At 67.6% G+C, this 24,949-nt stretch carries 25 protein-coding genes, 1 tRNA gene, 1 other RNA gene and 1 pseudogene; 13 read left to right on the top strand and 15 right to left on the bottom strand.

Going from position 1 to position 24,949, the window contains the following annotated elements; all coding sequences use genetic code 11:
• Positions 1 to 18: 18 nt before the first annotated feature.
• The gene (locus ABIC50_RS21295) at positions 19 to 915 is read right to left on the bottom strand and encodes a LysR family transcriptional regulator (protein WP_354166679.1); all 897 of its coding nucleotides are present in this window, start codon (positions 913 to 915) and stop codon (positions 19 to 21) included.
• Positions 916 to 1,019: 104 nt separating this feature from the next.
• Here ABIC50_RS21295 and ABIC50_RS21300 point away from each other — a divergent pair, with 104 nt between their 5' ends.
• Complete coding sequence (locus tag ABIC50_RS21300) at positions 1,020 to 1,910, top strand: alpha/beta fold hydrolase (RefSeq protein ID WP_354166681.1); 891 nt, start codon at positions 1,020 to 1,022, stop codon at positions 1,908 to 1,910.
• A gap of 31 nt (positions 1,911 to 1,941) precedes the next feature.
• On the opposite strand, the pseudogene ABIC50_RS21305 reads toward ABIC50_RS21300, so the two are convergent.
• Both ABIC50_RS21305 and ABIC50_RS21310 read right to left on the bottom strand, forming a co-directional pair.
• A pseudogene (locus ABIC50_RS21305) lies at positions 1,942 to 2,226 on the bottom strand (oxidoreductase); the annotation flags it as partial.
• A gap of 23 nt (positions 2,227 to 2,249) precedes the next feature.
• The gene (locus ABIC50_RS21310) at positions 2,250 to 2,987 is read right to left on the bottom strand and encodes an SDR family oxidoreductase (RefSeq protein WP_354166683.1); all 738 of its coding nucleotides are present in this window, start codon (positions 2,985 to 2,987) and stop codon (positions 2,250 to 2,252) included.
• Positions 2,988 to 3,104: 117 nt separating this feature from the next.
• On the opposite strand from ABIC50_RS21310, the gene ABIC50_RS21315 reads away from it, so the two are divergent.
• Positions 3,105 to 4,007, top strand: a complete 903-nt coding sequence (locus ABIC50_RS21315) for a LysR family transcriptional regulator (protein ID WP_354166685.1) — start codon at positions 3,105 to 3,107, stop codon at positions 4,005 to 4,007.
• A 24-nt stretch (positions 4,008 to 4,031) separates the two neighbouring features.
• Here ABIC50_RS21315 and ABIC50_RS21320 read toward each other — a convergent pair whose 3' ends face one another.
• The 4 genes from ABIC50_RS21320 to ABIC50_RS21335 all read right to left on the bottom strand — a co-directional run bounded on the left by ABIC50_RS21320 (position 4,032) and on the right by ABIC50_RS21335 (position 6,766).
• The gene (locus ABIC50_RS21320) at positions 4,032 to 4,181 is read right to left on the bottom strand and encodes a hypothetical protein (RefSeq protein ID WP_354166687.1); all 150 of its coding nucleotides are present in this window, start codon (positions 4,179 to 4,181) and stop codon (positions 4,032 to 4,034) included.
• Positions 4,182 to 4,333: 152 nt separating this feature from the next.
• Positions 4,334 to 4,418, bottom strand: a tRNA-Leu gene (locus ABIC50_RS21325).
• Positions 4,419 to 4,514: 96 nt separating this feature from the next.
• Positions 4,515 to 5,672, bottom strand: a complete 1,158-nt coding sequence (locus ABIC50_RS21330) for an ABC transporter substrate-binding protein (protein ID WP_354166689.1) — start codon at positions 5,670 to 5,672, stop codon at positions 4,515 to 4,517.
• A gap of 152 nt (positions 5,673 to 5,824) precedes the next feature.
• Positions 5,825 to 6,766, bottom strand: coding sequence for a CysB family HTH-type transcriptional regulator (locus tag ABIC50_RS21335; RefSeq protein ID WP_126228346.1), 942 nt, complete (start codon positions 6,764 to 6,766; stop codon positions 5,825 to 5,827).
• 219 nt (positions 6,767 to 6,985) lie between these two features.
• Between ABIC50_RS21335 and ABIC50_RS21340 the strand changes: the two genes are divergently transcribed.
• The 6 genes from ABIC50_RS21340 to cobA all read left to right on the top strand — a co-directional run bounded on the left by ABIC50_RS21340 (position 6,986) and on the right by cobA (position 13,205).
• A complete protein-coding gene (locus tag ABIC50_RS21340) occupies positions 6,986 to 8,665 on the top strand; it encodes a nitrite/sulfite reductase (RefSeq protein WP_105833089.1) in 1,680 nt (559 codons plus the stop codon).
• Between the two features lie 25 nt (positions 8,666 to 8,690).
• A complete protein-coding gene (locus tag ABIC50_RS21345; RefSeq protein ID WP_354166691.1) occupies positions 8,691 to 9,254 on the top strand; it encodes a DUF934 domain-containing protein in 564 nt (187 codons plus the stop codon).
• Positions 9,251 to 10,000, top strand: coding sequence for a phosphoadenylyl-sulfate reductase (locus ABIC50_RS21350; RefSeq protein WP_105833087.1), 750 nt, complete (start codon positions 9,251 to 9,253; stop codon positions 9,998 to 10,000). The genes ABIC50_RS21345 and ABIC50_RS21350 overlap by 4 nt, the downstream gene beginning before the upstream one ends.
• A 75-nt stretch (positions 10,001 to 10,075) precedes the next feature.
• Entirely contained in the window at positions 10,076 to 11,038 is a 963-nt protein-coding gene (cysD, locus tag ABIC50_RS21355) for a sulfate adenylyltransferase subunit CysD (RefSeq protein ID WP_126228343.1), read from the top strand.
• A 22-nt stretch (positions 11,039 to 11,060) separates the two neighbouring features.
• Positions 11,061 to 12,377 carry a sulfate adenylyltransferase subunit 1 gene (locus ABIC50_RS21360; protein WP_166722908.1) on the top strand — a complete coding sequence of 439 codons (1,317 nt, stop codon included), beginning with the start codon at positions 11,061 to 11,063 and terminating at the stop codon, positions 12,375 to 12,377.
• 78 nt (positions 12,378 to 12,455) lie between these two features.
• Positions 12,456 to 13,205 (top strand): uroporphyrinogen-III C-methyltransferase, encoded by a 750-nt coding sequence (gene cobA / locus ABIC50_RS21365; RefSeq protein ID WP_175678000.1) that lies wholly within the window; start codon positions 12,456 to 12,458, stop codon positions 13,203 to 13,205.
• A 111-nt stretch (positions 13,206 to 13,316) separates the two neighbouring features.
• On the opposite strand, the gene ABIC50_RS21370 is transcribed toward cobA, so the two are convergent.
• The 3 genes from ABIC50_RS21370 to lptF are packed head-to-tail and all read right to left on the bottom strand — an operon-like array spanning position 13,317 to position 15,969.
• On the bottom strand, positions 13,317 to 13,700 hold the full coding sequence (locus ABIC50_RS21370; RefSeq protein WP_354166693.1) for a sirohydrochlorin chelatase: 384 nt from the start codon (positions 13,698 to 13,700) through the stop codon (positions 13,317 to 13,319).
• A gap of 25 nt (positions 13,701 to 13,725) precedes the next feature.
• On the bottom strand, positions 13,726 to 14,874 hold the full coding sequence (gene lptG, locus ABIC50_RS21375) for an LPS export ABC transporter permease LptG (RefSeq protein ID WP_011657681.1): 1,149 nt from the start codon (positions 14,872 to 14,874) through the stop codon (positions 13,726 to 13,728).
• Positions 14,875 to 14,877: 3 nt separating this feature from the next.
• Positions 14,878 to 15,969 (bottom strand): LPS export ABC transporter permease LptF, encoded by a 1,092-nt coding sequence (gene lptF / locus ABIC50_RS21380; RefSeq protein ID WP_011657680.1) that lies wholly within the window; start codon positions 15,967 to 15,969, stop codon positions 14,878 to 14,880.
• Positions 15,970 to 16,091: 122 nt separating this feature from the next.
• On the opposite strand from lptF, the gene ABIC50_RS21385 reads away from it, so the two are divergent.
• Genes ABIC50_RS21385 through ABIC50_RS21395 form a run of 3 tightly spaced genes read left to right on the top strand, consistent with a single transcriptional unit; the run spans position 16,092 to position 18,769 of the window.
• Entirely contained in the window at positions 16,092 to 17,603 is a 1,512-nt protein-coding gene (locus ABIC50_RS21385; RefSeq protein WP_105833082.1) for a leucyl aminopeptidase, read from the top strand.
• 34 nt (positions 17,604 to 17,637) lie between these two features.
• The gene (locus tag ABIC50_RS21390; RefSeq protein ID WP_011657678.1) at positions 17,638 to 18,054 is read left to right on the top strand and encodes a DNA polymerase III subunit chi; all 417 of its coding nucleotides are present in this window, start codon (positions 17,638 to 17,640) and stop codon (positions 18,052 to 18,054) included.
• 25 nt (positions 18,055 to 18,079) lie between these two features.
• Positions 18,080 to 18,769 (top strand): DUF2486 family protein, encoded by a 690-nt coding sequence (locus ABIC50_RS21395; RefSeq protein ID WP_354166694.1) that lies wholly within the window; start codon positions 18,080 to 18,082, stop codon positions 18,767 to 18,769.
• A 110-nt stretch (positions 18,770 to 18,879) separates the two neighbouring features.
• On the opposite strand, the gene ABIC50_RS21400 is transcribed toward ABIC50_RS21395, so the two are convergent.
• Both ABIC50_RS21400 and ilvD read right to left on the bottom strand, forming a co-directional pair.
• Complete coding sequence (locus tag ABIC50_RS21400; RefSeq protein WP_354166696.1) at positions 18,880 to 19,209, bottom strand: c-type cytochrome; 330 nt, start codon at positions 19,207 to 19,209, stop codon at positions 18,880 to 18,882.
• A 125-nt stretch (positions 19,210 to 19,334) separates the two neighbouring features.
• Positions 19,335 to 21,008: a dihydroxy-acid dehydratase gene (ilvD, locus tag ABIC50_RS21405; protein ID WP_354166699.1), complete on the bottom strand. Its 1,674-nt coding sequence runs from the start codon at positions 21,006 to 21,008 to the stop codon at positions 19,335 to 19,337.
• A 134-nt stretch (positions 21,009 to 21,142) separates the two neighbouring features.
• On the opposite strand from ilvD, the gene ABIC50_RS21410 reads away from it, so the two are divergent.
• Positions 21,143 to 22,060: a LysR family transcriptional regulator gene (locus ABIC50_RS21410; protein WP_011657674.1), complete on the top strand. Its 918-nt coding sequence runs from the start codon at positions 21,143 to 21,145 to the stop codon at positions 22,058 to 22,060.
• Between the two features lie 89 nt (positions 22,061 to 22,149).
• On the top strand, positions 22,150 to 23,040 hold the full coding sequence (lgt, locus tag ABIC50_RS21415) for a prolipoprotein diacylglyceryl transferase (protein WP_105833078.1): 891 nt from the start codon (positions 22,150 to 22,152) through the stop codon (positions 23,038 to 23,040).
• A 179-nt stretch (positions 23,041 to 23,219) separates the two neighbouring features.
• On the opposite strand, the gene ABIC50_RS21420 is transcribed toward lgt, so the two are convergent.
• The 3 genes from ABIC50_RS21420 to ssrS form a co-directional block, all read right to left on the bottom strand.
• Positions 23,220 to 23,960, bottom strand: coding sequence for an SIMPL domain-containing protein (locus ABIC50_RS21420; RefSeq protein ID WP_175714651.1), 741 nt, complete (start codon positions 23,958 to 23,960; stop codon positions 23,220 to 23,222).
• 223 nt (positions 23,961 to 24,183) lie between these two features.
• Positions 24,184 to 24,645, bottom strand: coding sequence for an EVE domain-containing protein (locus ABIC50_RS21425; RefSeq protein ID WP_006750008.1), 462 nt, complete (start codon positions 24,643 to 24,645; stop codon positions 24,184 to 24,186).
• A 108-nt stretch (positions 24,646 to 24,753) separates the two neighbouring features.
• A non-coding RNA gene (gene ssrS, locus ABIC50_RS21430) (6S RNA) lies at positions 24,754 to 24,935 on the bottom strand.
• Between the last annotated feature and the right edge of the window lie 14 nt (positions 24,936 to 24,949).

Genomic DNA, 24,949 nt, shown 5'->3' on the forward strand with positions numbered 1-24,949 from the left:
CGGCCGTGGCGTGCGGGTTCAGCCGGACCGCGCGGCGAACTGCCGGCTGCGCCCGGTGGCCCGCACCGCGTCGATCAGCGCGGCTGCCGCACCGTCGGGCTTCGACGCGAACGCATGAAAGCGCGCGGCCGGCAGCGTCGGCAGGCCGTCGTCGGGCCCGCATGCGCGCAGGCCGTCGCGCAGCTGGCTGCGCGCGAGCGCCGTGACCGCGAAGCCGGCGAGCGCGGCCGATACGCACCCGGCCATGCTGCCGCTTTCGAACAGCACGCGAAACGGCCGCAGCGCGGCGGCGAGCGCGGACACCGCGGCTTCCCGATACACGCACGGCTCCGGAAACAGCGCGAGCGGCACGTCGCCTTCGGCGTTAAGCGCCGTATCCGACGCGAACGCCCATATGAGCGGTTCTTCCCACAGCAGTTCGCCCGGTGCGTCGACCTGCCGGCATTGCTTGCCGAACACGACGTCGAGCCGGCCCAGCGCCTGCTCGCGCAACAGCGACGCGGTGATCCCGACCTTCAGCTCGATCGACGTGCGCGGATGGTGGTCGCGGAACGTGCGCAACACCTGCGGCAGCCACGTGCCCGCGAAGTCCTCCGATGCGCCGACGCGCAGCCGGCCGTGCGCGGGCGCGCCGCGCAGCCGGGCACGCACTTCGCGCTCCATGTCGACGATGTTGCGCGCGTACGCGTACAGCGTGTCGCCGGCCGGCGTGAGCGCGATACGGCGCGTGGTGCGCGCGAGCAGCACCGTGCCGGCCGCTTGCTCGAGCCGCTTGATGTGGCCGCTGACCGCGGACGGCGTCAGCGCGAGGCGCTCCGCAGCGGGCGCGAAGCCGCGGCTGTCGACGACTTCGAGGAAGGTGCGCAACAGCGCGATGTCGAGCGCGGTCGATGCGCGATCGATTGGCGGTTCCATGGGTCGATTCAACGCGATATTCAAAGAATGGATCATGATACGCCGCGAATCATGATGAGCGGCGGGTCTACCATCGACCTTCAGACGACCCACCGGAGTGCACGATGACCGCTTATCGATTCGCGACGACCGCGTCGCTCGAACTCGCCTATCTCGAATGGAATCCGCGCGCCGAACGCGTGGCCGTGTTGCTGCACGGCTGGCCGGACAGCCCGGTCGGCTGGGAGACGGTCGCGCAGGCGCTGGCTGTCCGCGGCTACCGCGTGCTCGCGCCCGCGCTGCGCGGTTTCGCGCCGACCCGTTTTCGCGATACGACGGTGCCGCGCAGCGGCCAGCTCGCGGCGCTCGGGCGCGACCTGCTGGAATTCGTCGACGTGCTCGGCCTCGAGCGGCCCGTGCTGGTTGGACACGACTGGGGCGCCCGCGCGGTCGCGAACGCGTGCGGGCTGCGCGACGGCGTCGCGTCGCACCTGGTGATGCTGGCGGTCGGTTATGGCACCAACGATCCCGCGCAGCCGCTGTCGCTGCAGCAGGCGCGCAATTACTGGTATCACTGGTTCATGGCGACGCCGCGCGGCGAGCAGGCGTTGCGCGACGACCGGCGCGCATTCGCGCGCCTGATGTGGGATACGTGGTCGCCGTCGGGCTGGTATCGCGATGCGGAATTCGACGCGGCTGCCACCGCGTTCGACGGGCCCGACTGGATCGACGTCGTGCTGCATTCGTACCGGCAGCGGTGGGGCTTCGCGCCCGGCACGCCAGCCTATGCGGACGACGACGCGCGACTGAACCCGGCGCCGCGGCTGTCGGTGCCGACGCTGGTGCTGCATGGCGGCGCGGATGCGTGCAACCACCCGGACAGCTCGGCCGGGCGCGAGCGGTTCTTCACGGGGCGCTACGCGCGACAGGTGCTGGACGGCGTGGGGCACTTTCCGCAGCGGGAGGCGCCGGCGGCGGTCGCGGAGGCAATCCTCGGGTTCTGCGAGCGAGACTGACGCGCGCCGGCCGGCCCGGCGCGCGGCGCGATCAGTTGCCGACGCGCGGTGTGAGCAGGTCGGCGAGTCCGATGTTGCGGAACATCTCGCGGCGAATGCGATCGCCAACACGGAACACTTCCTCCGCGCCGTCCTGCGACGGATCGACGAATACGCGGTACGGGCGCTTGCCTGACGGCGCGGCGACGATGTCGACGATCGCCGTCGCGACGGTGGCGGCATCGGCGTCCGCGGGCTCGAGTGCGGCGAGGCCTTGCAACGCCTGCTCGGCGACCCTCGCGTAGGGGCCGTTGTCGTACGCGGCCTGCACCGCCGTGGTGTGCGCGGTTCCTTCGGCGGTCAGCACATGCCGCCATTGGCGCGCAGGATCTGGCCGTTGACCCACGCGCCGTCGGGGCCGGCGAGGAACGCGACGACGCCGGCGATGTCCGCGGGCTGGCCCAGCCGCTCGAGCGGGTTCATCTTCGCCAGGCGATCGACCTGCTCGGGGCTCTTGCCCTCCAGGAACAGCTCGGTCGCGACCGGCCCCGGCGCGACGGCGTTCACGCTGATGCCGCGGCCGCGCATTTCCTGCGCGAGGACCTGCGTCAATCCCTCGACAGCGGCCTTGGTCGCGACGTACACGCCGTAGGTGGGCAGACGCACGCCCACCATCGTCGACGACAGGTTGACGATGCGGCCGCCGCTGCGCACGCGCTTTGCCGCCTCGCGGCTGACGTTGAAGGTGCCTTTGAGGTTGATCGCGACGGTCTGGTCGAACGTCGTGTCGTCGTAGTCGGCGATCGCCCCGAGCTTCATCACACCCGCGCTGTTGACGACCACGTCGATGCGCCCAAATGCCTGCTCGGCCGTATCGAACAGCGCGGCCACCGCCGCCGGGTCGGCGATGTCCGCCTGTACCGCGATGGCCTCGCCGCCGTCGGCGGCGATCGCGTCGACCACTTCGCGCGCGGGGCCGGCGCCGCCGGCGTAGTTCACGACGACCCGGAAGCCGTCCCGGGCGAGACGGCGAGCGATTTCCGCGCCGATGCCGCGCGACGAGCCCGTGACGAGGGCGACCTGTTTCGATGCGTTCATGTCCTGCTCCTTGGTTCGTGAGTGCCGGGCGATCCGGCGACAGGACTAATGTAGGCTTCCTCGGTCAATAAAAATAATGAATAATGATCAGATCAAGAATGACTAAAAGTATGTCTCATGGCATTCGACAGCAGGCTCCTCAGCGGCATCGGTGTGCTCTCGGCGGTGATCGAGGCCGGCACTTTTGCGCGCGCGGGCGAGGCGATGGGGTTGACGCAGTCGGCGGTGAGCCGTGCGGTCGCGCGGCTGGAAGAGCGCGTCGGCATCCGGATCTTCAACCGGACGGCGCGCGCGATCACGTTGACCGAGGAGGGGCGGCGCTTCTACGAGGCGGTCGCGCCGCTGCTGGCCGGCATCGAGGAGGCGGCGGTCGACGCCGGGCGTTCCCGGGCGCGCGTCAGGGGACGTCTGCGGGTCAACGTGGACGGCACCTTCGGCCACTACGTGCTGGCGCCGAGGATGGCCGAATTCCTCGACCGCTTCCCCGAGCTGTCCGTCGAGATCAGCGTGCGCGACCGAATGGGCGACCTCGTCGCCGACGGGTTCGACGTGGCGGTGCGTTTCGGCATTCCGGAGCCGTCGTCATACCGTGCGCGCCTGCTGCTGGAGACGCATGTGCTGACCTGCGCGTCGCCGGCTTATGTTGCGCGTCACGGCGAGCCGCGGCACCCGCGGGATCTCGCGGACGGGCACCGCTGCGTGCTGATTCGCGATCCGGTGACGGGCCGTCCGTACGGATGGGAATTCCATCGCGGCGACGAAGTGGTGCCGTTCGATGCCACCGGGCGGCTGACGGTCAACGATACGGGGACGCTGCTCGGCGCATGCGTTGGCGGTGAGGGCGTTGCGCAACTGCTGGAGCTCTATGCGAGGGACATCCTTGCGGAAGGGCGGCTGGTGCAGTTGCTGCCGGAATGGGCGGACGAGACATTCCCGCTCTACGCGTATCACCATGCGTCGAATCTCGTTTCCGCGAAGGTGCGCGTGTTTCTCGATTTCGTGCGGGAGCTGACGGGCTGAACGTGTACCGCGCAAGGCGGCCGGTCATTCGGTGCGATGCGGGATAGGGCGCCCCGCATGCGGCCCCGGCTCGTCTGGCACGGGTGGTGCGGTCAGCACGTCGCATCCGCCCAGCGCGAGGGCGAGCACCACCGTGAGCGCGCCGCGGCACAGCGCGGATGACATCGTGCGCATCGACATGGCCTGCCTCCGTGCCGCGCATTCATCACGATGCTTGGGCCTCGGAAACGGCGGCACACGTTGCGGCGCACGGCCGAAAAACAAAAAACCCGCGAAGCAGCGAGCTTGCGCGGGTTTCGAGTGCAGCGCATGACGCTGCGAAATGCTGGTGCCCAGGGCCGGAATCGAACCGGCACGCCTTGCGGCGGGGGATTTTGAGTCCCCTGCGTCTACCAATTTCACCACCTGGGCTTTTTGATTCTGGCCGCGCTGCAGTCGCGCGCGGCGAACGGCAGATTATGGCGGAAAACGGCTCGCCGGGCAAGCCGCCGGCGAACCGTTCGCGCGTTACTGGCTGAGATAGACGAACCGGCCCTGCTTGACGATTCCCATCACGCTTGCGCGCTGATCGAGCCCGACGTGATCCTTGTCGCTGGTATTGACCACGCCGTTCGGCACGACGAGCTCGTTCGCGCGTTCGAGTTCGCGTCGCAGCGCCGCGCGGAAGGCCGGCGTGCCGGGCTGCGCGGTTTTCAGCGCGCGGCCGACCGCGTCCGCCAGGCGCGGGTACACGCCGGCCGCGTCGCCCGCGAACTGCGTGACGGTGCCGGCGCCGTACTTCGCTTCGTACGCGTCGACGAACGCGAGCGCCGCCTTGCGCGCCGGATGATCGGCCGGCAGCGTGCGCGCGACGACCACCGGCTGCGTCGGGAACAGCGTCCCGTCGACGTCCTTGCCGCCGAGCTTGATGAACTCCGGCGTCGCGATCCCGTGCGTCTGATAGATCGCGCCCTTGTAGCCGCGCTCGATCAGCGTGCGTTGCGGCAGCACGGCCGGCGTGCCCGAGCCGGCGACCAGGATCGCATCGGGCTTCGCCGCGATTAGCTTCAGCGCCTGGCCGGTGACGCTCGCGTCGGTGCGGTTGAAGCGCTCGGTCGCGATCATGCGAATCTTGCGCACTTGCGCGAAGCGCGTGAATTCGTTCAGCCAGCTGTCGCCGTAGCTGTCCGCGAAGCCGATGAAGCCGACCGTCTTCACGCCGTGATTGGCCATGTAGCGCGTCATCACGTCGGCCATCGCTCTGTCGCTCTGTGCCATCTTGAACGCCCAGGTCCGCGCGCCTTCCTGCGGCTCGACGATCGCGCCGGAGCCGACCAGCGTGATCATCGGCGTCTGGGCGGCCGCCACCGCGTCGAGCGCCGCGAGCGCGGCCGGCGTGATGTTCGGCCCGACCACGACGTCGACGTGATCCTCGTCGACCAGCTTGCGGATGTTGCGCACGGCGGTGCCCGGGTCCGACGCGTCGTCGAGCACCGTCACCTGCACCGGCTGCCCGGCGATCGTCTTCGGCCACATCAGGATCGCGTTCTTGCTGGTGATGCCGATCGCGGCGGCCGGGCCGGTGGACGACAGGTCGACGCCGACCTTCAGGTCGGCATGCGCGGCCGTGCACGCGAGCGCGAGGGCGGCGCCGGCGGCGCGGCGCAACAGGGCGGGAAGCGTCATGCGGGAATCTCCGTCGGGCAACGAAAAGGGGCGCGATATGCGCCCCTGTGGTTATACACGTACACGTCGCTTCAAGAAAACGCCGGCCGCCCCAAGGTGTTCCTGATCCCCGCGGGGCGCAAGGCGCGAAGCGACCGGCCTTAGGGCGCTGATCAAAGCTCGTACGATTCGGCTTCGCCCTTGAGCGCCTGCTCGATCAGCTTGCGGTTCAGCGTCGGCGACAGCAGCTCGACGAGCGTATACACATAGCTGCGCAGATAGGCGCCCTGCTTGAGCGCGACGCGCGTCACGTTGCTGCCGAACAGGTGGCCGACCGGAATCAGCCGGAGGTTGCGGTCGCGCTCCGGGTTGAACGCGATGTCGGCCATGATCCCGACGCCGAGGCCGAGCTCGACATAGGTCTTGATCACGTCGGCGTCGATCGCCTCGAGCACGATGTCCGGCGCCAGCCCGCGCAGCGCGAACGCATGGTTGATCTTCTTGCGGCCCGCGAACGCATCGTCGTACGTGATCAGCGGGTATTGCGCGAGATCGTCCAGCGTGACCGGCTTGCGCTCGAGCAGCGGGTGGTCGGCCGGCACCACGGCCGCGTGATGCCACTGGAAGCAGGGCAGCGACACGAGTTCCTTGTAGTCGGCGATCGCCTCGGTCGCGATCGCGAGATCGGCCTGGTCGTGGATCACCATCTCGGCGACCTGCGTCGGGCTGCCCTGCAGGATCGACAGGTGCACCTTCGGGAAGCGCTTCTTGAACTCGGCGATCGCGGCCGGCAGCGAGTAGCGGGCCTGCGTGTGGGTGGCGGCGATCGTCAGGTTGCCCTGGTCCTGCGCCGCATAATCTTTTCCGACCCTTTTAAGGCTTTCGACTTCCTGCAGGATCCGCTCGACCGACGCGAGGATAATCCTGCCGGGCTCGGTGAGCGAGCGCACGCGCTTGCCGTGCCGCGTGAAGATTTCGACCCCGAGCTCGTCCTCGAGCTCGATGATCGCCTTCGAAACCCCGGGCTGCGACGTGTAGAGCGCCTTGGCGGCCTCGGTGAGGTTGAAATTCTGCCGGACGGCCTCGCGCACGAAGCGAAATTGGTGCAGGTTCATTTATAACCCTTCCGCATATCAACAGAATTTTTTAGTCGTTTGAAATATAAGGCGAGTTTATTACGATTCACCGGAGTTTTTCAAATATGGATATCTGTTTTCGTCATTAGCAATCCAGCCGGGCAGCGGAAGGCCGCCGGCGGTGGCGGCGGAACGGAGATCCGGGCGCGACGTGGCTAGGACGTCGCGCGGTCACCACGAAAACCCTGGGGTCCCCGAATGTATCAGTACGACCAGTACGACCAGACGATCGTCGACGAACGCGTCGCACAGTACCGCGATCAGGTGCGCCGCCGCCTGTCGGGCGAGCTGAGCGAAGACGAGTTCCGTCCGCTGCGCTTGCAGAACGGCCTGTACATGCAGCGCCACGCGTACATGCACCGCATCGCGATTCCGTACGGCAACCTGCGCAGCGACCAGCTCCGCATGCTGGCGCGCATCGCCCGCGAACACGACCGCGGCTACGGCCACTTCTCGACCCGCTCGAACATCCAGTTCAACTGGGTCGAGCTGGAAGACACGCCGGAGATCCTCGCGAAGCTGGCATCGGTGCAGATGCACGCGATCCAGACGTCGGGCAACTGCATCCGCAACATCACGGCCGACCAGTTCGCCGGCGTCGCGCAGGACGAGGAGATCGATCCGCGTCCGTGGGCCGAGATCCTGCGCCAGTGGTCGACGTTCCATCCCGAATTCGCATGGCTGCCGCGCAAGTTCAAGATCGCGGTGTCCGGCTCGAAGGACGACCGCGCGGCCGTGCAGATCCACGACCTCGGCGTGTACCTGAAGAAGAACGCGCAGGGCGAAGTGGTCGCGAGCATCCTCGCGGGCGGCGGCCTCGGCCGTACGCCGATCGTCGGCGCGGTGATCAAGGAAGACCTGCCGTGGCAGCACCTGCTCACCTACTGCGAAGCCGTGCTGCGCGTATACAACCGCTACGGCCGCCGCGACAACCTGTACAAGGCGCGGATCAAGATCCTCGTGAAGGCGCTGTCGCCCGCGAAGTTCGCGCAGCAGGTCGAGGAAGAGTGGCAGCACCTGAAGGACGGCCCGTCGACGCTCACGCAGGCCGAGCTCGACCGCGTGTCGCAGTCCTTCCTGCCGCCCGTCTACGAGAAGCTCGCCGACACCGACGCATCGTTCGAACAGCACCTGCTCGAGAACAAGGCGTTCGCGCGTTGGGTCGAGCGCAACGTCGCGCCGCACAAGGTGCCGGGCTATGCCGCCGTGACGCTGTCGCTGAAGGACCACCGCGTGGCCCCGGGCGACGCGACCGACGCGCAGATGGATCTGGTGGCCGACTGGGCCGACGCGTACTCGTTCGGCGAACTGCGCGTGTCGCACGAGCAGAACCTGATTCTCGCGAACGTGAAGAAGCGCGACCTGTTCGCGCTGTGGGAAAAGGCGAAGGCGGCCGGTTTCGCGACGCCGAACGTCGGCCTGCTGACCGACATCATCGCGTGCCCGGGCGGCGACTTCTGCTCGCTCGCGAACGCGAAGTCGATCCCGATCGCGCTGGCGATCCAGCAGCGTTTCGACGATCTGGACTACGTGTACGACCTCGGCGACCTGTCGCTGAATATTTCCGGTTGCATGAACTCGTGCGGTCATCATCACGTGGGCAACATCGGCATCCTCGGCGTCGACAAGGACGGTGCCGAGTGGTACCAGGTGTCGCTCGGCGGCGAGCAGGGCACGGGCCGCAACGGCGCGCGCCTCGGCCGCGTGATCGGGCCGTCGTTCTCGGCGGAAGAAGTGCCGGGCGTGATCGCGAAGCTGATCGACACGTTCGTCGAGGCGCGCATCGACGGCGAGCGCTTCATCGACACGTACGACCGCATCGGCATCGCGCCGTTCAAGGAGCGCGTGTATGCGGCGCGCCAGGCAGTGAACGCGTAACCAACCGGCTAGAAGGAATTTGCAGATGGCTTCGATTATCAAGAACCGCGCAGTGATCGACGACGCATGGCAGGTCGTGCGCGCGGCGGAAGACGGTGCGCTGCCCGCGGTCGACGCGTTGCCGGCTGGCAAGGTGCTGGTGCCGTTCACCCTGTGGCAGGCCGAGCGCGCGGCGCTCGTCGCCGCGAAGACGAAGGACGAACTCGGCGTGTGGCTCGCGCCCGACAGCGAGCCGGCCGATCTCGTGGCCGACTTCGGCGCGATCTCGCTGATCGCCGTCGAATTCCCGCGCTTCGCCGACGGCCGCGGCTACAGCATCGGCCGCCTGCTGCGCGAGCGCCACGGCTGGACCGGCGAGCTGCGCGCGATCGGTGACGTGCTGCGCGACCAGCTGCTGTACATGTCGCGCTGCGGCTTCGATGCGTTCGCGGTGCGTGCCGACAAGGACATCCACGACGCGCTGAACGCATTCGCCGAATTCACGCAGCGTTACCAGGGCGCGTTCGACGAGCCGGCGCCGCTGTTCCGCCGCCGCGCCGACGCAGCAACGCCCGACGTAGCGACGCCCGACACGAAGGTGAGCGCATGAGCACCGCGACCGCCGCCGCACTGACGCCGGAACTCGCCGCGAAGGTCGAGCGCCTCGATGCGCTGCTCGCGCAGATCGGCGCCCGGCACGAGAAGGTGAAGTTCGCGAGCAGCCTCGCCGCGGAAGACATGCTGCTCACGCACGCGATCCTGTCGAAGGGCGTGTCGATCGGAATTTTCTCGCTGAACACCGGCCGCCTGCATGCGGAAACGCTGGGCATGATCGACCGCGTGCGCGAGCGCTACGGCTACGAGATCGAGCAGTTTCACCCGCAGCAGGACGCGGTCGACCAGTACGTCGCCGAGCACGGCCTGAACGCGTTCTACGAAAGCGTCGAGCTGCGCAAGTCGTGCTGCCACATCCGCAAGGTCGAGCCGCTGAACCGTGCGCTGGCCGACGTCGGCGCGTGGGTCACGGGCCAGCGTCGCGAGCAGTCGGTCACGCGTGCGGAGCTGCACGAGGAAGAACAGGACGAAGCGCGCGGGATCGCGAAGTACAACCCGCTCGCCGACTGGACGGAAGCCGACGTGTGGGCGTACCTGAAGGCGTTCGACGTGCCGGTCAACCCGCTGCATGCGCGCGGCTACCCGAGCATCGGCTGCGAGCCGTGTACCCGCGCGATCCGTCCCGGCGAGGACAGCCGGGCGGGCCGCTGGTGGTGGGAGTCGCGCGACACGAAGGAATGCGGGCTGCACATCACGATCACGCCGATTCCCGCGAACGCCGAAGCCGGCGCCGCGCACTGACAGCCGACCAGAAACCGAATATTGCGCCGCCTGCGACAGCGGGCGGCACGAACCCAGAAGAGAAGGACTGAAATCATGAGCACGACGCTCGAGCAATCCGCCTTTGCCCCGCCCACCGGTGCCGACAACCGCATGGGCCACCTCGACTGGCTCGAAGCCGAGTCGATCCACATCCTGCGCGAGCTGGTCGCCGAGTGCAGCAAGCCGGCGCTGTTGTTCTCGGGCGGCAAGGATTCGGTCGTCGTGCTGCACCTCGCGCTGAAGGCCTTCGGCCTCGGCGCGAACCGCAAGACGACGCTGCCGTTCCCGCTCGTGCATATCGACACGGGCCACAACTACGAGGAAGTGATCGACTTCCGCGACCGCCGTGCGCAAGAGCTGGGCGCCGAGCTGGTGGTCGGCCACGTCGAGGATTCGATCAAGCGCGGCACGGTCGTGCTGCGCCGCGAAACCGATTCGCGCAACGCCGCGCAGGCCGTCACGCTGCTCGAGACGATCGAACAGCACGGCTACACCGCGCTGATCGGCGGCGCGCGCCGCGACGAAGAGAAGGCGCGTGCGAAGGAGCGGATCTTCTCGTTCCGCGACGAATTCGGCCAGTGGGATCCGAAGGCGCAGCGCCCGGAACTGTGGAGCCTGTACAACGCCCGCCTGCACAAGGGCGAGCACCTGCGCGTGTTCCCGATCTCCAACTGGACCGAACTCGACGTGTGGCAGTACATCGCCCGCGAGAACCTCGAACTGCCGTCGATCTACTACGCGCACGAGCGCGAGATCGTGCGCCGCAACGGGCTGCTCGTGCCTGTCACGCCGCTCACGCCGATGCGTGACGGCGAGACGAGCGAGATCGCGCAGGTGCGCTTCCGCACGGTCGGCGACATCAGCTGCACGTGCCCGGTGGCGAGCGATGCGGACGACGTCGAGAAGATCATCGCCGAGACGGCCGTGACCGAGATCACCGAACGCGGCGCGACCCGGATGGACGATCAGGCGTCCGAAGCCGCGATGGAACAGCGCAAGAAGCAAGGTTATTTCTGAAGCACACGAGGACATTCAAATCATGAGCATCATCGAGAACACCGAAGACCTCGGCGTGCTGCGCTTCATCACCGCAGGCAGCGTCGACGACGGCAAGAGCACGCTGATCGGCCGCCTGCTGTACGACAGCAAGGCCGTGCTGTCCGACCAGCTGTCCGCGCTGTCGCGCGCGAAGAACAAGCGCACCGTCGGCGACGAGCTCGACCTCGCGCTGCTGACGGACGGGCTCGAGGCCGAGCGCGAGCAGGGCATCACGATCGACGTCGCGTACCGCTATTTCGCGACCGCGAAGCGCAAGTTCATCATCGCCGACACGCCGGGCCACGAGCAGTACACGCGCAACATGGTGACGGGCGCATCGACCGCGCATGCGGCGATCATCCTGGTCGACGCGACGCGCGTGACGCTCGAGAACGGCGTCGCGCAACTGCTGCCGCAAACGAAGCGCCACAGCGCGATCGTGAAGCTGCTCGCGCTGCAGCACGTGATCGTCGCGATCAACAAGATGGACCTGGTCGACTACAGCGAAGCACGCTTCAACGAGATCCGCGACGCGTACGTCACGCTCGCGAAGCAGCTCGGCCTGACCGACGTGCGCTTCGTGCCGGTGTCGGCGCTGAAGGGCGACAACATCGTCGGCGCGAGCGAACGCATGCCGTGGTACGCGGGCGAGCCGCTGCTCGACGTGCTCGAGTCGCTGCCGGTCGAGACGCAGGCGCATGACGCGCTGCGCTTCCCGGTGCAGTGGGTCGCACGCCAGGACGGCAGCTCGGCCGACGATTTCCGCGGCTACATGGGCCGGATCGAATCGGGCGAGGTGAAGGTCGGCGACGAAATCGTCGTGCTGCCGTCGAACCGCACCGCGACGGTCGCCGAGATCGTTGCACCGGTGCCGGGCGGCACCGCATCCGTCGCGCACGCATTCGCGGGCCAGACGGTGACGATTCGTCTCGAGGAGGATGTCGACGTGTCGCGCGGCGACATGTTCGTCACGACCGCCGAGCCGGTCGAGCCGGCGAAGAAGCTCGAGGCCGACCTGTGCTGGTTCGACGAGACGCCGTTGTCGCCGCAGCGCAAGTACCTGCTGAAGCAGACCACGAGCACGGTGTTCGCGAAGATCGGCGCGGTCAAGGAGGTGCTCGACGTGCACACGCTGTCGCAAGCGACCGACCGCCAGGAACTGAAGATGAACGACATCGGCCGCGTCGCGCTGACGCTGCAGAAGCCGATCGTCTGCGACACGTACGATGCACATCCGGGCACGGGCGCATTCGTGCTCATCGACGAGGCGACGCACCACACGGTGGCCGCCGGCATGATCCGGGCGTTCTCGGCGTAACCGGCGTTGCGCGCCGCCCTCGTGGCGGCGCGGGCCGGCCGCCGTCCGCACGGGCAGAACCGAAGCGAAGCGACAAACATGGGCAAGGTGTATCTGATCGGAGCAGGGCCGGGCGCGGCGGACCTCATCACGGTGCGCGGCGCGCGGCTGCTCGAGCAAGCCGACGTCGTGCTGCACGACGCGCTCGTCGAGCCGGCGATGCTCGACTACGCGCCGAACGCGCGCAAGATCGCGGTCGGCAAGCGCTGCGGGCAGCGTTCGACCGCGCAGCACTTCATCAACAAGCAGATCGTCGACGCGGCGCGCGAGCATGCATGCGTCGTGCGGCTGAAGGGCGGCGACCCGATGCTGTTCGGTCGCGCCGAAGAGGAAATGCGTGCGCTCGAGGCGGCCGGCATCGACTACGAGGTCGTGCCGGGCATCACCGCGGCGCTGGCCGGCGCGGCGACGCTGAAGCGCTCGCTGACGTTGCGCGGCGTGTCGCGCAGCGTCGCGTTCGCGACGCACAGCCGCGCACCCGGCAGCGATGAGATTCGCGAGGCGGCGCGCGCCGATTCGATCGTCTACTACATGGGCCGCGACAGCGCGCCGGGAATCGCGCAGGAGCTGATCGACGCGGGCCGTGCGCCCGCGACGCCGGTGGCGATCGTCGAGGCGTGCAGCACCGCGCGCGAACGCACGCTGACGCTGACACTCGCGCAGATGGCGGCGGGCGACGCGCAGGCGTGGCTCGATCCGGCGGAGCCGAGCCTGTTGATGATCGGCGATGCATTCGCCGAACGCGTGCGACCCGCGAAAGCGGGCGATGCGTTGCGCAATGCGGCTTGAGTCGACGTAGCGGTTCCCAAGCGGCAGCCGCTCGGTTTCGCGGTGGGTGATTCGAATGAGCGCTGGCGGAAGCCGGCGCTTTTTCATTGGTGCCGTGGATCCGACTAGGGGCTACGCGTTGCGGTCGAGCTGGTCGATGCAGTAGCGTGCGATGGCATCGAGCACGCCGTCGTCTTCGCCGACCGCCGTCGCGCAACGGATCTCGACATTCGGATGGGCGGCCCGGCAGGCGTCGACGAGCTGCGGCAGGTCGCGACGGACATGGCCGCCCTGGCCGAAGAACACGGGCACCACGGTGATGCGCGTGCAGCCGGCCGCGACCTGCGCGGCGACGGCCGTGTCGAGCGAAGGCATCATCAGTTCGAGGAACGCGAGCGACACGCGCGGCGCCGGTGCGCCGCTGCCGCGCAGCCGCGCGGCCAGCCGCTCGAACGGCTCGGCCCAGCGCGGATCGCGTGCGCCGTGGCCGAACAGGACGATGCCGTGCGAACTCATGTCGAAGCCTCCGTCGTGACGGCGCTCAGTGCCGGTCGACCCACTTGAGCGCGAACAGGCCGAGCGCGAGATAGATGAGGCCCGGCGTCGCCGCGGTGAGCGGCGCGGGCCACGTGTTCAGCGTGCCGATGTGCGAGAACAGCGTGTTGAGCAGCTGGAAGCTCATGCCGAGCATGATGCCGCCGAACACCTTCACGCCGACCACGCCGGCGCGCGTATGCAGGTACGCGAACGGCAGCGACAGCACGAGCATCACGAACACCGCGAACGGGTAGAGCAGCTTGCGCCACAGCGCGATGTCGTAGCGCTGCGTGTCCTGCTGATTCTCGCGCAAGTGCTGGATGTACCGGAACAGGTTGATGAGCGACATCCGCTCCGGCGACACCAGCAGCACCGACAGGATCTGCGGGGTCAGATCCGAGCGCAGCCGGTATTCCGGCAGCGTGACCTGCTGCGACCGGTACACGGGGTTCAGCGCGTCGGCCGGTGCGCCGCTGATCGGCTTGATCGGCGTCAGTTCGGTTTCCGTCACGCCGGTGAGCAGCCAGTGGCCGGGCGGCTCGTAGCGGCCCGTCTGCGCGATCCGCACGTTCTGCAGCTGGAATTTCGAGTCGAACTCGTAGATGCGCACGTTGCTGATCGTCGAATCGGGCGAGAGGTTGCCGACGTTGACGAAGCGCGTGACCTGCTCGCCGTTCTCGCGGGCCGCGAGCGTGTCCTTCACCCACACGCCCGACTGGAAGTTCGACGACACCGACGCGCCGAGCGCCTGCAGCCGCACGCGTTCGGACAACTGGTCGGCGTACGGGCCGACGAATTCACCGATCAGGTAGGTGATGATCACGAGCGGAATGCCGATCTTCAGCAGCGAGCGCAGCGCCTGGTTGGTCGCGAGGCCCGACACGCGGAAGATCGTGAATTCCGAGTTCGCGGCCATTTGCGCGAACACGTAGATCGCGCTGATCAACGCGGCGACCGGGATGATCTCGTAGAAGCGCGACGGGGTTTGCAGCGCGACGCGCAGCACCGCGTAGCCGAACTTGTAGTTGCCGTGCCCGACCGAGTTCAGTTCGCTGATCAGGTCGAAGAAGAAGAACAGGCCCGAGAACGCGAACAGGATGAAGATGAACGTGACGTAGATCTGCCGCGCGAAGTATTTTTCATAGAGCCGCATCGATCATGCTCCCGAGCGGCCGAACAGCGCGCGTGTCAACAGCGGACGATTGCGCACGCGCAACCAGAAAATGAGCGCGACGATCGCCGCGACAACCACATGCAGGCCGACCAGGCCGACGCCGAACGACATCTTGCCCTGCTCGATCTGCGCCTGCACGACGTTCAGCAGGTTCGAGTAAGTCAGGTAGATCAGCACGGCCATCACGAGGTTGATCGTGCGGCTGCGGCGCGGGTTCTGGTACGACAGCGGGATGCCGAGCACCATCAGGTTGATCGCGATCAGCGGCAAGCCCGCGCGCCATGCGAATTCCGCGAGGTTGTCGCGCGTCGGGTTGCGCAGCAGGTCGGGCGTGGGCGTGCTGTTGGTGGTCGGCACGTTGGTGACCGGGGTGCTCGTGATCTTCACGCCGTAGCGCTGGAACTCCATGATCTTGAAGTTCGGCTGGCCGGGCGTGCCGTCGTAGCGGCGGCCATCCTCCAGCACGACGAAACGATCGCCGTCCTTCGTTTCCGTATGGCCCGTGTGCGATACGACGATATTGACCTTGCCGTTCTCGGTCGACGTGACGAACACGTTCTGCACCTTGCTCTGGTCAGGCGACATCTTCTCGATGAAGAACACGCGATGGTTCGACGCCGATTCGCGGAACTGGCCGGGCGCGAGCAGCGAGATCTCGTCGCGCTGCTGGAAGCGCGCCTTGATCATCTTGCTCTGCTGGTTCGACCACGGCCAGCCGACGAACGCGAAGAACGCGATCAGCAGGATGAGCGGCGTGGCGAACACGCCGATCGGCTTGATCAGGCGCGTGAGGCTGACGCCGGACGCGAGCCAGACCACCATTTCGGAGTCCCGGTACCACCGGGTCAGCACGAACAGGATCGACACGAACAGCGTGACGACGAGCATCACGGCGAGATAGCCGATCACGGTCAGGCCGATCAGCACGAGCACGTCCCGCGGATCGATTTCGCCGGACGCGGCATAGCCGACGATGCGGATCATCATCGTCGTGAGCATGATCGTGAGCAGCACCATGAACACGGCGCCAGCCGTATACGCAAGCTCGCGCTGGAGGGAGCGTTCGAAGATCATTCTTGATGAGAAGAGGGCGGGAGGCTGCGCACGCGTGGTGGAGCGCTCGCGCCGCCACGGGAAAAATAGCGGATAATTGCGGCTTTCATCCTTAGCCCAGATTTTATCCGAGGACAAGCGCGATGGACTTTAGCATAAAAGGCTGTGATTGGAGCAAAGGCGAGGCCAAGGGGTTCCTGACGGGGAAGTCCGATTGCATCGTGCTGGGCATCTTCGAGGCGCAAACCCTTTCGGGCGCGGCGCTCGACATCGACACGGCCACCAAGGGGCTGATCTCGCGCGTGGTGAAGGCCGGCGACATGGACGGCAAGCGCGGCAAGACGCTGTTCCTGCATGAAGTATCGGGCATCGGTGCGTCGCGCGTGCTGCTCGTCGGCCTCGGCAAGCAGGATGCTTTCAATCAGAAAGCCTACACCGACGCGGTGACGGCCGCATGGCGCGCGCTGCTGTCGACCAAGATCGTCCAGGTCACGTTCACGCTCGCGCAGCTGCCGGTCGACGAGCGCAGCTCCGACTGGGGCGTGCGCGCGGCGATTCTCGCGCTGCGCAACGAGACCTACCGCTTCACGCAGATGAAGAGCAAGCCGGAACCGGCGTCGCACACGCTCAAGCGCGTCGTGTTCAGCGTCGATCCGGTCGATGAAAAGGCGGCGAAGCTGGCGGTCAAGCAGGCCGTCGCGCTGGCGAACGGGATGGATCTCACGCGCGACCTGGGGAACCTGCCCGGCAACGTGTGCACGCCGACCTATCTCGGCAACACCGCGAAGAAGATCGCGAAGGATTGGGGTCTGAAGGCCGAGGTGCTCGGCCTGAAGCAGATCCAGGCGCTCAACATGGGGTCGTTCCTGTCGGTCGCGCGCGCGTCGGTCGAGCCGCCGCAGTTCATCGTGCTGCACTACCAGGGCGCCGCCGCGAAGGCCGCGCCGGTCGTGCTGGTCGGCAAAGGCATCACGTTCGACACGGGCGGCATCTCGCTGAAGCCGGGCGAGGCCATGGACGAGATGAAGTACGACATGTGCGGCGCCGGTTCGGTGCTCGGCACGATGCGTGCGGTCGCCGAAATGGGCCTGAAGATCAACGTCGTCGCGATCGTGCCGACCTGCGAGAACATGCCGGGCGGCAACGCGACGAAGCCGGGCGACATCGTCACCAGCATGAAGGGGCTGACGATCGAGGTGCTGAACACCGACGCCGAGGGCCGCCTGATCCTGTGCGACGCGCTGACCTATGCGGAGCGCTTCAAGCCGGCCGCGGTGATCGACGTGGCGACGCTGACGGGCGCGTGCGTGATCGCGCTCGGCGCCCACAACAGCGGCCTGTTCTCGAAGGACGACGCGCTGGCGGGCGAACTGCTCGACGCATCGCGCGAAGCGAACGATCCGGCGTGGCGCATGCCGCTCGACGACGAGTACCAGGATCAACTGAAGTCGAATTTCGCGGACATCGCGAACATCGGCGGGCGTCCGGCCGGTGCCGTGACGGCGGCGTGCTTCCTGTCGCGCTTCACCGACAGCTATCCGTGGGCGCACCTGGACATCGCCGGCACCGCCTGGAAGGGCGGCGCGGCGAAGGGCGCGACCGGCCGTCCGGTGCCGCTGCTCGCGCAGTTCCTGATCGACCGCGCCGGCCAGTGATGGCAGGTCTCACGACGATGCGGGTGCGCGGGCAATGACGCGAATCGATTTCCATTCGAACGTCGGCGATTCGCTCGCGTATGCATGCCGGCTGCTGCGCAAGGCCTATCAGGCCGGGCAGCCGGTCGTCGTGGTCGCGGAACCCGCGCGCCTGCGCGCGCTCGACGAGCGGCTCTGGACGTTCTCGCCGCTCGATTTCATCCCGCATTGCGGCGTCGACAGCGCGCACGCGGCCGGCACGCCGATCGTGCTGGCCGCCGATCTCGACCAGGCGCCGCATTATCATGTGCTGCTGAACCTCGGCGCGGCCGTGCCCGCGCAGTTCGCCCGCTTCGAGCGCCTGCTCGAGGTGGTCGGCAACGCGCCGGACGAGCTGGCCGCGGGCCGCGACCGCTATCGCTTCTACCGCGATCGCGGCTACGCGCTGAACAATTACAAGCAGGGCAGTTAGCCGCAACCGTCGACGGAGCCTTCCCGTGACACAAGCCGAATCCTCTTCGATCCCGACACTGACCGACGTGCTGGTGCCGGGCAAGCCGGTGCCGGCGCGTTCTGCCGTGGCCGATGTGCCGCCGCGCGACGATGCCGCCGTGCCGGAACACGCCGGAACCGACCCCGAAACCGTGGTGGTTGAGCCCGTGCCGACGCCGCATGTCCCGACCGTCGAACTGCCGGGCGACAGCGACGCACCGGCGCTACCGGGTGCCGCCGGGCGCGTCGTTGCGGAGGAAGCGGCCGGGATGCAGGCGCCGCTGCGCTCCGCGCTGGCCGCCGACGATGCGCAGCAGCCCGGCTTTGCCGCGGTGCCGGCGCAGGCCGACGAAGGGACGCTGCCGCACGGGGTCGCGCCGGCTGCCGACGGGCTGGCTACCGATCATCTCGCCGGCGCGGCGCAGCCGGACACGCATGCGGCCGCCGCGCTGACGCCTGAGGACGCGCACCATATCGCCGAGCGTCTGCGCAATCGGCTGACGAATTATCTGACCGGGGAAGGGCGCGAGGCCATCGAGGCCCGCTGCCGCGACGCGCTGCACGACCATACGGCGTGGCTGGTTGGCCAGATCACGCGCGAGGTGGCGCTGGCGCTCGAAACCGAAGTGATGGAGTGGGTCCGCGACGCGGTCGACGAAGAGATCGCCCGCCGCCGGACCGGTCGTTCAGGCTGAGTGCACGGTCGTTTCGTGCACGGGAACGCGAGTGCAGGTTCGCTCCCCGGCGATGACGATCTACGAGCCGGTCATGTCGATGAGAGCCGGGCGGTGCCCGTTCATCCGGATCAACGCAGCGACATCACCCACTGCGCGAGCGTGTGCGCCTCGGCGCTCGTCAGCTGCGTATTGGCGGGCATCGGCACGCTGCCCCATACCCCGATACTGCCCTTTACGATCGATTGCGCGAGGTAATCGACCGCGTCGGCGCGCGCCGCGTACTTGCCGGCGATGTCATGGAACGGCGGGCCCATCAGCGGCTTGTTGATCGCATGGCAGGCCACGCAGTTCTTGCGCTGCGCGAGCGCGAGCCCGTCGCCGGCCAGGTCGGCGTGCGCGGCCGCCGCGCTGCCGGTCAGCAGCGCCGCGAGCAGCGCGCGCAATATCGTCTGTTTCATGCGGTTCTCCGCCGGCGGGGACGGCCGGCTTCACGGTCCGCGCATTATAAAAGCAAAGGGGAAACGCGTTTTGCGCGTTTCCCGGGCGGCCGCTTGAAGTGGGGTCGCATGCCCCGTGCGCCGCATCAACCAGTGACGGCGCCCTCGTTCGCCGGGCGGGCGAGGGCCGCATACTTGGCCAGCACGCCGCGCGTGTAGCGCGGCGCCGGCTGCTTCCACGCGGCGCGGCGGCGCGCGAGCTCCGCGTCGTCGACGTTCAGCTGCAGCACCAGCCGGTGCGCATCGATCGTGATCGAATCGCCTTCCTGCACGAGTGCGATCGTGCCGCCGACGAACGCCTCGGGCGCGACGTGGCCGACAACCATCCCCCACGTGCCGCCCGAGAAGCGGCCGTCCGTGATGAAGCCGACCGATTCGCCGAGCCCCTTGCCGATGATCGCCGACGTCGGCGCGAGCATTTCCGGCATGCCGGGGCCGCCCTGCGGGCCGAGATAGCGCAGCACCAGCACGTCGCCCGCGCGGATCCGGTCGCCGAGGATCGCGTCCATCGCGCTTTGCTCGTCGTCGAACACGCGCGCCGGGCCCGTGATCACCGGGTTCTTCAGGCCCGTGATCTTCGCGACCGCGCCGTGTTCCGCGAGGTTGCCCTTCAGGATCGCGAGATGCCCTTCCTTGTACAGCGCGCGATCGATCGGGAAGATCACCTTCTGGTCCGCGCGCGGCACGCCCGGCACGTCCTTCAGTTCCTCGGCGATCGTGCGGCCGGTGATCGTCATGCAGTCGCCGTGCAGCAGCCCCGCATCGAGCAGGATGCGCAGCACCTGCGGGATGCCGCCTGCCTGGTGAAGATCGGTCGCGACGTACTGACCCGACGGCTTGAGGTCGCAGAGCACCGGCACGCGCTTGCGGATGCGCTCGAAGTCGTCGATCGTCCAGTCGATCTCGGCCGCGTGCGCGATCGCGAGATAGTGCAGCACCGCGTTGGTCGAGCCGCCGGTGGCCATGATCAGCGACACCGCGTTCTCGATCGATGCCTTCGTGATGATGTCGCGCGGCTTCAGGTCGCGCTTCACGGCCTCGACCAGCACGCGCGCCGATTCGGCGGCCGAATCGACCTTCTCCTGGTCGGGGTTCGCCATCGTCGACGAGTACAGCAGCGACATGCCGAGCGCCTCGAACGACGAACTCATCGTGTTCGCCGTGTACATCCCGCCGCACGACCCCGAGGTCGGGCACGCGTTCTTCTCGACCCCTTCGAAATCCTCCTGCGACATCCGGCCGGCGGTGAACTCGCCGACCGCCTCGAACGACGACACGATCGTCAGGTCGCGGCCTTTCCAGTGGCCGGGGCGGATCGTGCCGCCGTACACGTAGATACCCGGCACGTTCAGGCGCGCGAGCGCGATCATCCCGCCCGGCATGTTCTTGTCGCAGCCGCCGACCACCACCACGCCGTCCATCCACTGGCCCTGTACGCAGGTCTCGATGCAGTCGGCGATCACTTCGCGCGACACCAGCGAGTACTTCATCCCCTCGGTGCCCATCGACATGCCGTCCGAGATCGTCGGCGTGCCGAAGATCTGCGGGTTCGCATCGGCCGCCTTGATCGCCGCGACGGCCGCGTCCGACAGCCGCTGCAGGCCCGAGTTGCACGGCGTGATCGTCGAGTGGCCGTTCGCGATGCCGATCATCGGCTTGTCGAAATCGTCCTTCTGGTAGCCGAGGGCGTAATACATCGAGCGGTTCGGCGAACGGGCCACGCCTTGCGTGATGTGCTTCGAGCGACGGTTGTACGGCATGGGGGACTCCATCGTTGTGTGGCGGCGCTCGCGAACAGCGCGCCGGTTTGGATCGATCAAGAATGGAGTGTCCGGTTTGGGATGTCCAATATATTATTTGTCGCTTATTAAGTCGTTTTGCGAATGAGTGAAGCATGGCTGAGCCCACGCCCGACCTGCGCCAGTGGCGCTATTTCGTGACCGTTGCCGACGAGCGCCATTTCGGCCGCGCGGCCGAGCGCCTGTCGATGACGCAGCCGCCGCTGTCGCAGGCGATCCGGGCGCTCGAGGAGGCGCTCGGCGTCGCGCTGTTCGTGCGTACCAAGCGCTCGGTCGCGCTGACGGCGGTCGGCGCGGCGCTGCTGCCCGACGTGCGCCGGCTGCTCGCGTCGGCCGACGCGCTGCCGCCGCTCGCGCGGCGCCTCGCGCGCGGCGAAGCCGGCTCGCTGTCGCTCGCGTTCGTGTCGACCGCCGATTACGGGCTGCTGCCGTCGCTGCTGCGCGCGTTCGGCGCGCGCTATCCCCAGGTGCGGCTGCAGCTCGCGGAGGCGACGAGCGACGTGCAGATCGACGAACTCGTCGCGGGACGCATCGACGCGGGGCTCGTGATTCCGCCGGTGCCGCCGCGCCACGCGGCCGGGCTGTCGTACCTGCCGGTCGTGCGCGAACCGCTGGTGGTCGCGATGCCGGCGGCCGCGGCGCCCGATGGGCCCGAGGACGAGCCCGTGCATCTGGCCGACCTGGCCGCGCTGCCGCTCGTGATCTTCCCGCGTCGTTTGGCGCCCGGCTTTTATGACATCATTACGGGCTGCTACGGCGCGGCGGGGGAAACTCCGCACATCGGCCAGGAGGCGATCCAGATGCAGACGATCGTCAGCCTCGTGTCGGCCGGCATGGGCGTCGCACTGGTGCCGCAATCGCTGCGTAACCTGCGGCGCACCGGCGTGGTCTACCGGCCGCTCGCCGGCGATGCGCCGGTCGTCGAGACGGGCCTCGTGTGGCGCACGGGCGATGTCAGTCCCGTGCTCGCCGGCTTCATCGACGTCGTGCGCGCGCACGGTCTCGCCACGTGATGCGAACGATGGCGCGCCGGCGCCGTCCAATGCGCGGAGCGGCGCCGGTGCGAGCGCCGTACCGCATTCGAAAACTTCATCGCTAATCCATGATCATTCACCCGAATTTCGACCCCGTAGCGATCCATCTCGGGCCGCTGGCCGTGCGCTGGTACGGCCTCATGTATCTCGTCGGCTTCATCGCGGCGATCGTCGTCGGGCGGATCCGCCTGAAGCTGCCGCACGTCGCGGCGCAGGGCTGGACCGCGAAGGACATCGACGACATGATGTTCTACGGCGTGCTCGGCACCGTGCTCGGCGGCCGGCTCGGCTACGTGCTGTTCTACAAGGCCGACTTCTACTTCTCGCATCCGCTCGACGTGTTCAAGGTGTGGGAGGGCGGGATGTCGTTCCACGGCGGCTTCCTCGGCGTGACGCTCGCGATGGTGCTGTTCGCGTGGCAGCGCAAGCGCCACTGGCTGCAGGTCACCGATTTCGTCGCGCCGATGGTGCCGGCGGGGCTCGCGGCCGGGCGGCTCGGCAACTTCATCAACGGCGAGCTGTGGGGCCGCGTGACCGATCCGAATGCGCCGTGGGCGATGCTGTTCCCGGGCGCGATGCGCGACGACGCGGCGTGGCTGTCGAAGCATCCGGCGCTCGTCGAGAAGTGGCATCTCGCCGACGTGTTCATGCAGTACCAGATGCTGCCGCGCCATCCTTCGCAGCTCTACGAAATCGCGCTCGAAGGCATTGCGCTGTTCTTCGTGCTGTTCTTCTTCGCGCGCAAGCCGCGGCCGTTGGGTGCGGTGTCCGCGCTGTTCCTGATCGGCTACGGGCTCGCGCGCTTCACGGTCGAATTCGCGCGCGAACCGGACGACTTCCTCGGCCTGCTCGCGCTCGGCCTGTCGATGGGGCAGTGGCTGTCGCTGCCGATGATCCTCGCGGGCATCGCGCTGCTGGTGTGGGGCTACCGCCGACGCCCGGTGAATGCGGCTGCGTGATGGGGTTGCGTGATGTGATTGCGCCGTGCGCGTGCAGTGTGACGCGTGATGCTTGATGCGATGCCGATGCCGATGCCGATGCAGACGATCGGCATGCGCATCGATCGCAGGAGCGCAAACGAAAAAACGCCGGCCCCAGGGCCGGCGTTTTCGCATCGCCGAGTGTGGCGCGATGTGCGTTACTTCATCTGCACCGAGCCGTTGACCGTGACCGACACGGTCGCCTTGCCGCCTTCGACCGCGATCGGTGCGCTCATCTTCGCGTTGTCCATCGGCGCCGCGGCCATCGCCATCATGCGCGGATACGGCTGCACGTTGCGCCCGCCGCCGACGTTCACGTCGCGGATCGAGTAGCTGCCGTAGCCGAACGCCTTCGCGGCTTCGTCCGCGCGCGCCCGGAACGACTTGATCGCTTCGGTCGTGAGCTTCTGCTCGGCCGCGCGCTGCGCTTCGGGCGACAGCGAGAACTCGACGTTCGCGATCTGCATCTGGTTCGACAGCTGGCCCGCGAGCTTCGACGCCGCCGCGAAATCGCGCGATTCGAGCACGACTTCGGTACGGCCGCGCCATGCGGAGATCTTGCCGTCGCGATCGGTGCTCGGATACACCGAGAACGCACCGGTGTGTGCGGTGACGCCCGACACGCCCTTCGCCTGCGCGAGCGCGGCATCGGCGCGCTGGTTCAGCGCGGACGTGAGGCTGCCCGGGTCCTTCGCCTGCTGTTCGTAGAACAGCGTGATGTGGATGATGTCCTGCGGCACGTCGGCGCTGGCCTGCGACGACAGCGACAGCACGCCCGCCGGCTCCGGAAAGTGCGGGTTCGCGGTTTGCGCATGCGCGGCCGGCGACGCGAGCGTCAGCGCGACGGGCACGGCGGCGGCGAGGGCGAGCGACAGCGCGAGTGCGGTTTTCTTGGTCATTGTTGGACTCCTTGTGCGAGGGCGCGCACGCGGATCACGCGTGCGCGACGCGGGCGTGCCGCGCGACGAAAATACGGCCGTCGGCCAGATCGGGCGACAGCGGTTGCTTAGGCCGCGCGAACGCGCCGCGAGTTCCGTCGCGGTGGCGCGTGTTGACGGGATTTGACGTTTGGCTTGCGCGTGCCTGCTGCGCGCGCCTACTGCGTGCGCCTGCTGCGCGGGCCTACTTCATCAGCTTTTCGGTGATGAAGCGCCATTCGGCGCGCGTGACGGGCGTGATCGACAGCCGGTTGCCGCGTGCGAGCACGCGCATGTCGGCGAGTTCGTCGTGTTCGCGCAGCGCGGCGAGCGGCACGAGCGGCGACTTTTTCACGAAGCGCACGTCGACGAGCAGCCAGCGCGGTGCTTCCTGCGTCGACTTCGGATCGTAATACGGGCTTTTCGGATCGAACTGGGTGGGATCGGGGTAGGGCGTCGACGACACTTCGGCGAGGCCCGCGATGCCCGGCTCGGGGCAGCTCGAGTGATAGAACAGCACACCGTCGCCGATCTTCATCGTGTCGCGCATGAAATTGCGCGCCTGATAGTTGCGCACGCCGGTCCATGGCAGCGAGTGCTGCGGCGCGTGGGCGAGATCGTCGATGCTTGCTTCGTCCGGTTCGGACTTCATCAGCCAGTATTGCATGGATCGTGATCGATGCAGAAAGGGCGTGACGGTCTGGCTGCATACGCGTTCGGCATGCAGACAGACCTTGAAAAGGAAACGGCATCGGGAAGCCCCGATGCCGTTGAATAGGTCCCCACCTTGGCCGCTAGGCCGGCATCCTGAACCTGAGGTTCAGAATTGGTCGCAGTTAGCAGCACTTCGGGTACATCAGACAGAGTGACGCGCGCGCCCGTGCTACAAATTTCCGCAACCGTGCACATGGCATTGGTTCAAGGAATATATGACCTTGGCGAACCAGGCAGGGAAGCTGATTGAACTGTGT

The sequence above is a fragment of the Burkholderia sp. 567 genome, from assembly GCF_040545115.1.
GTDB lineage: Bacteria > Pseudomonadota > Gammaproteobacteria > Burkholderiales > Burkholderiaceae > Burkholderia > Burkholderia ambifaria.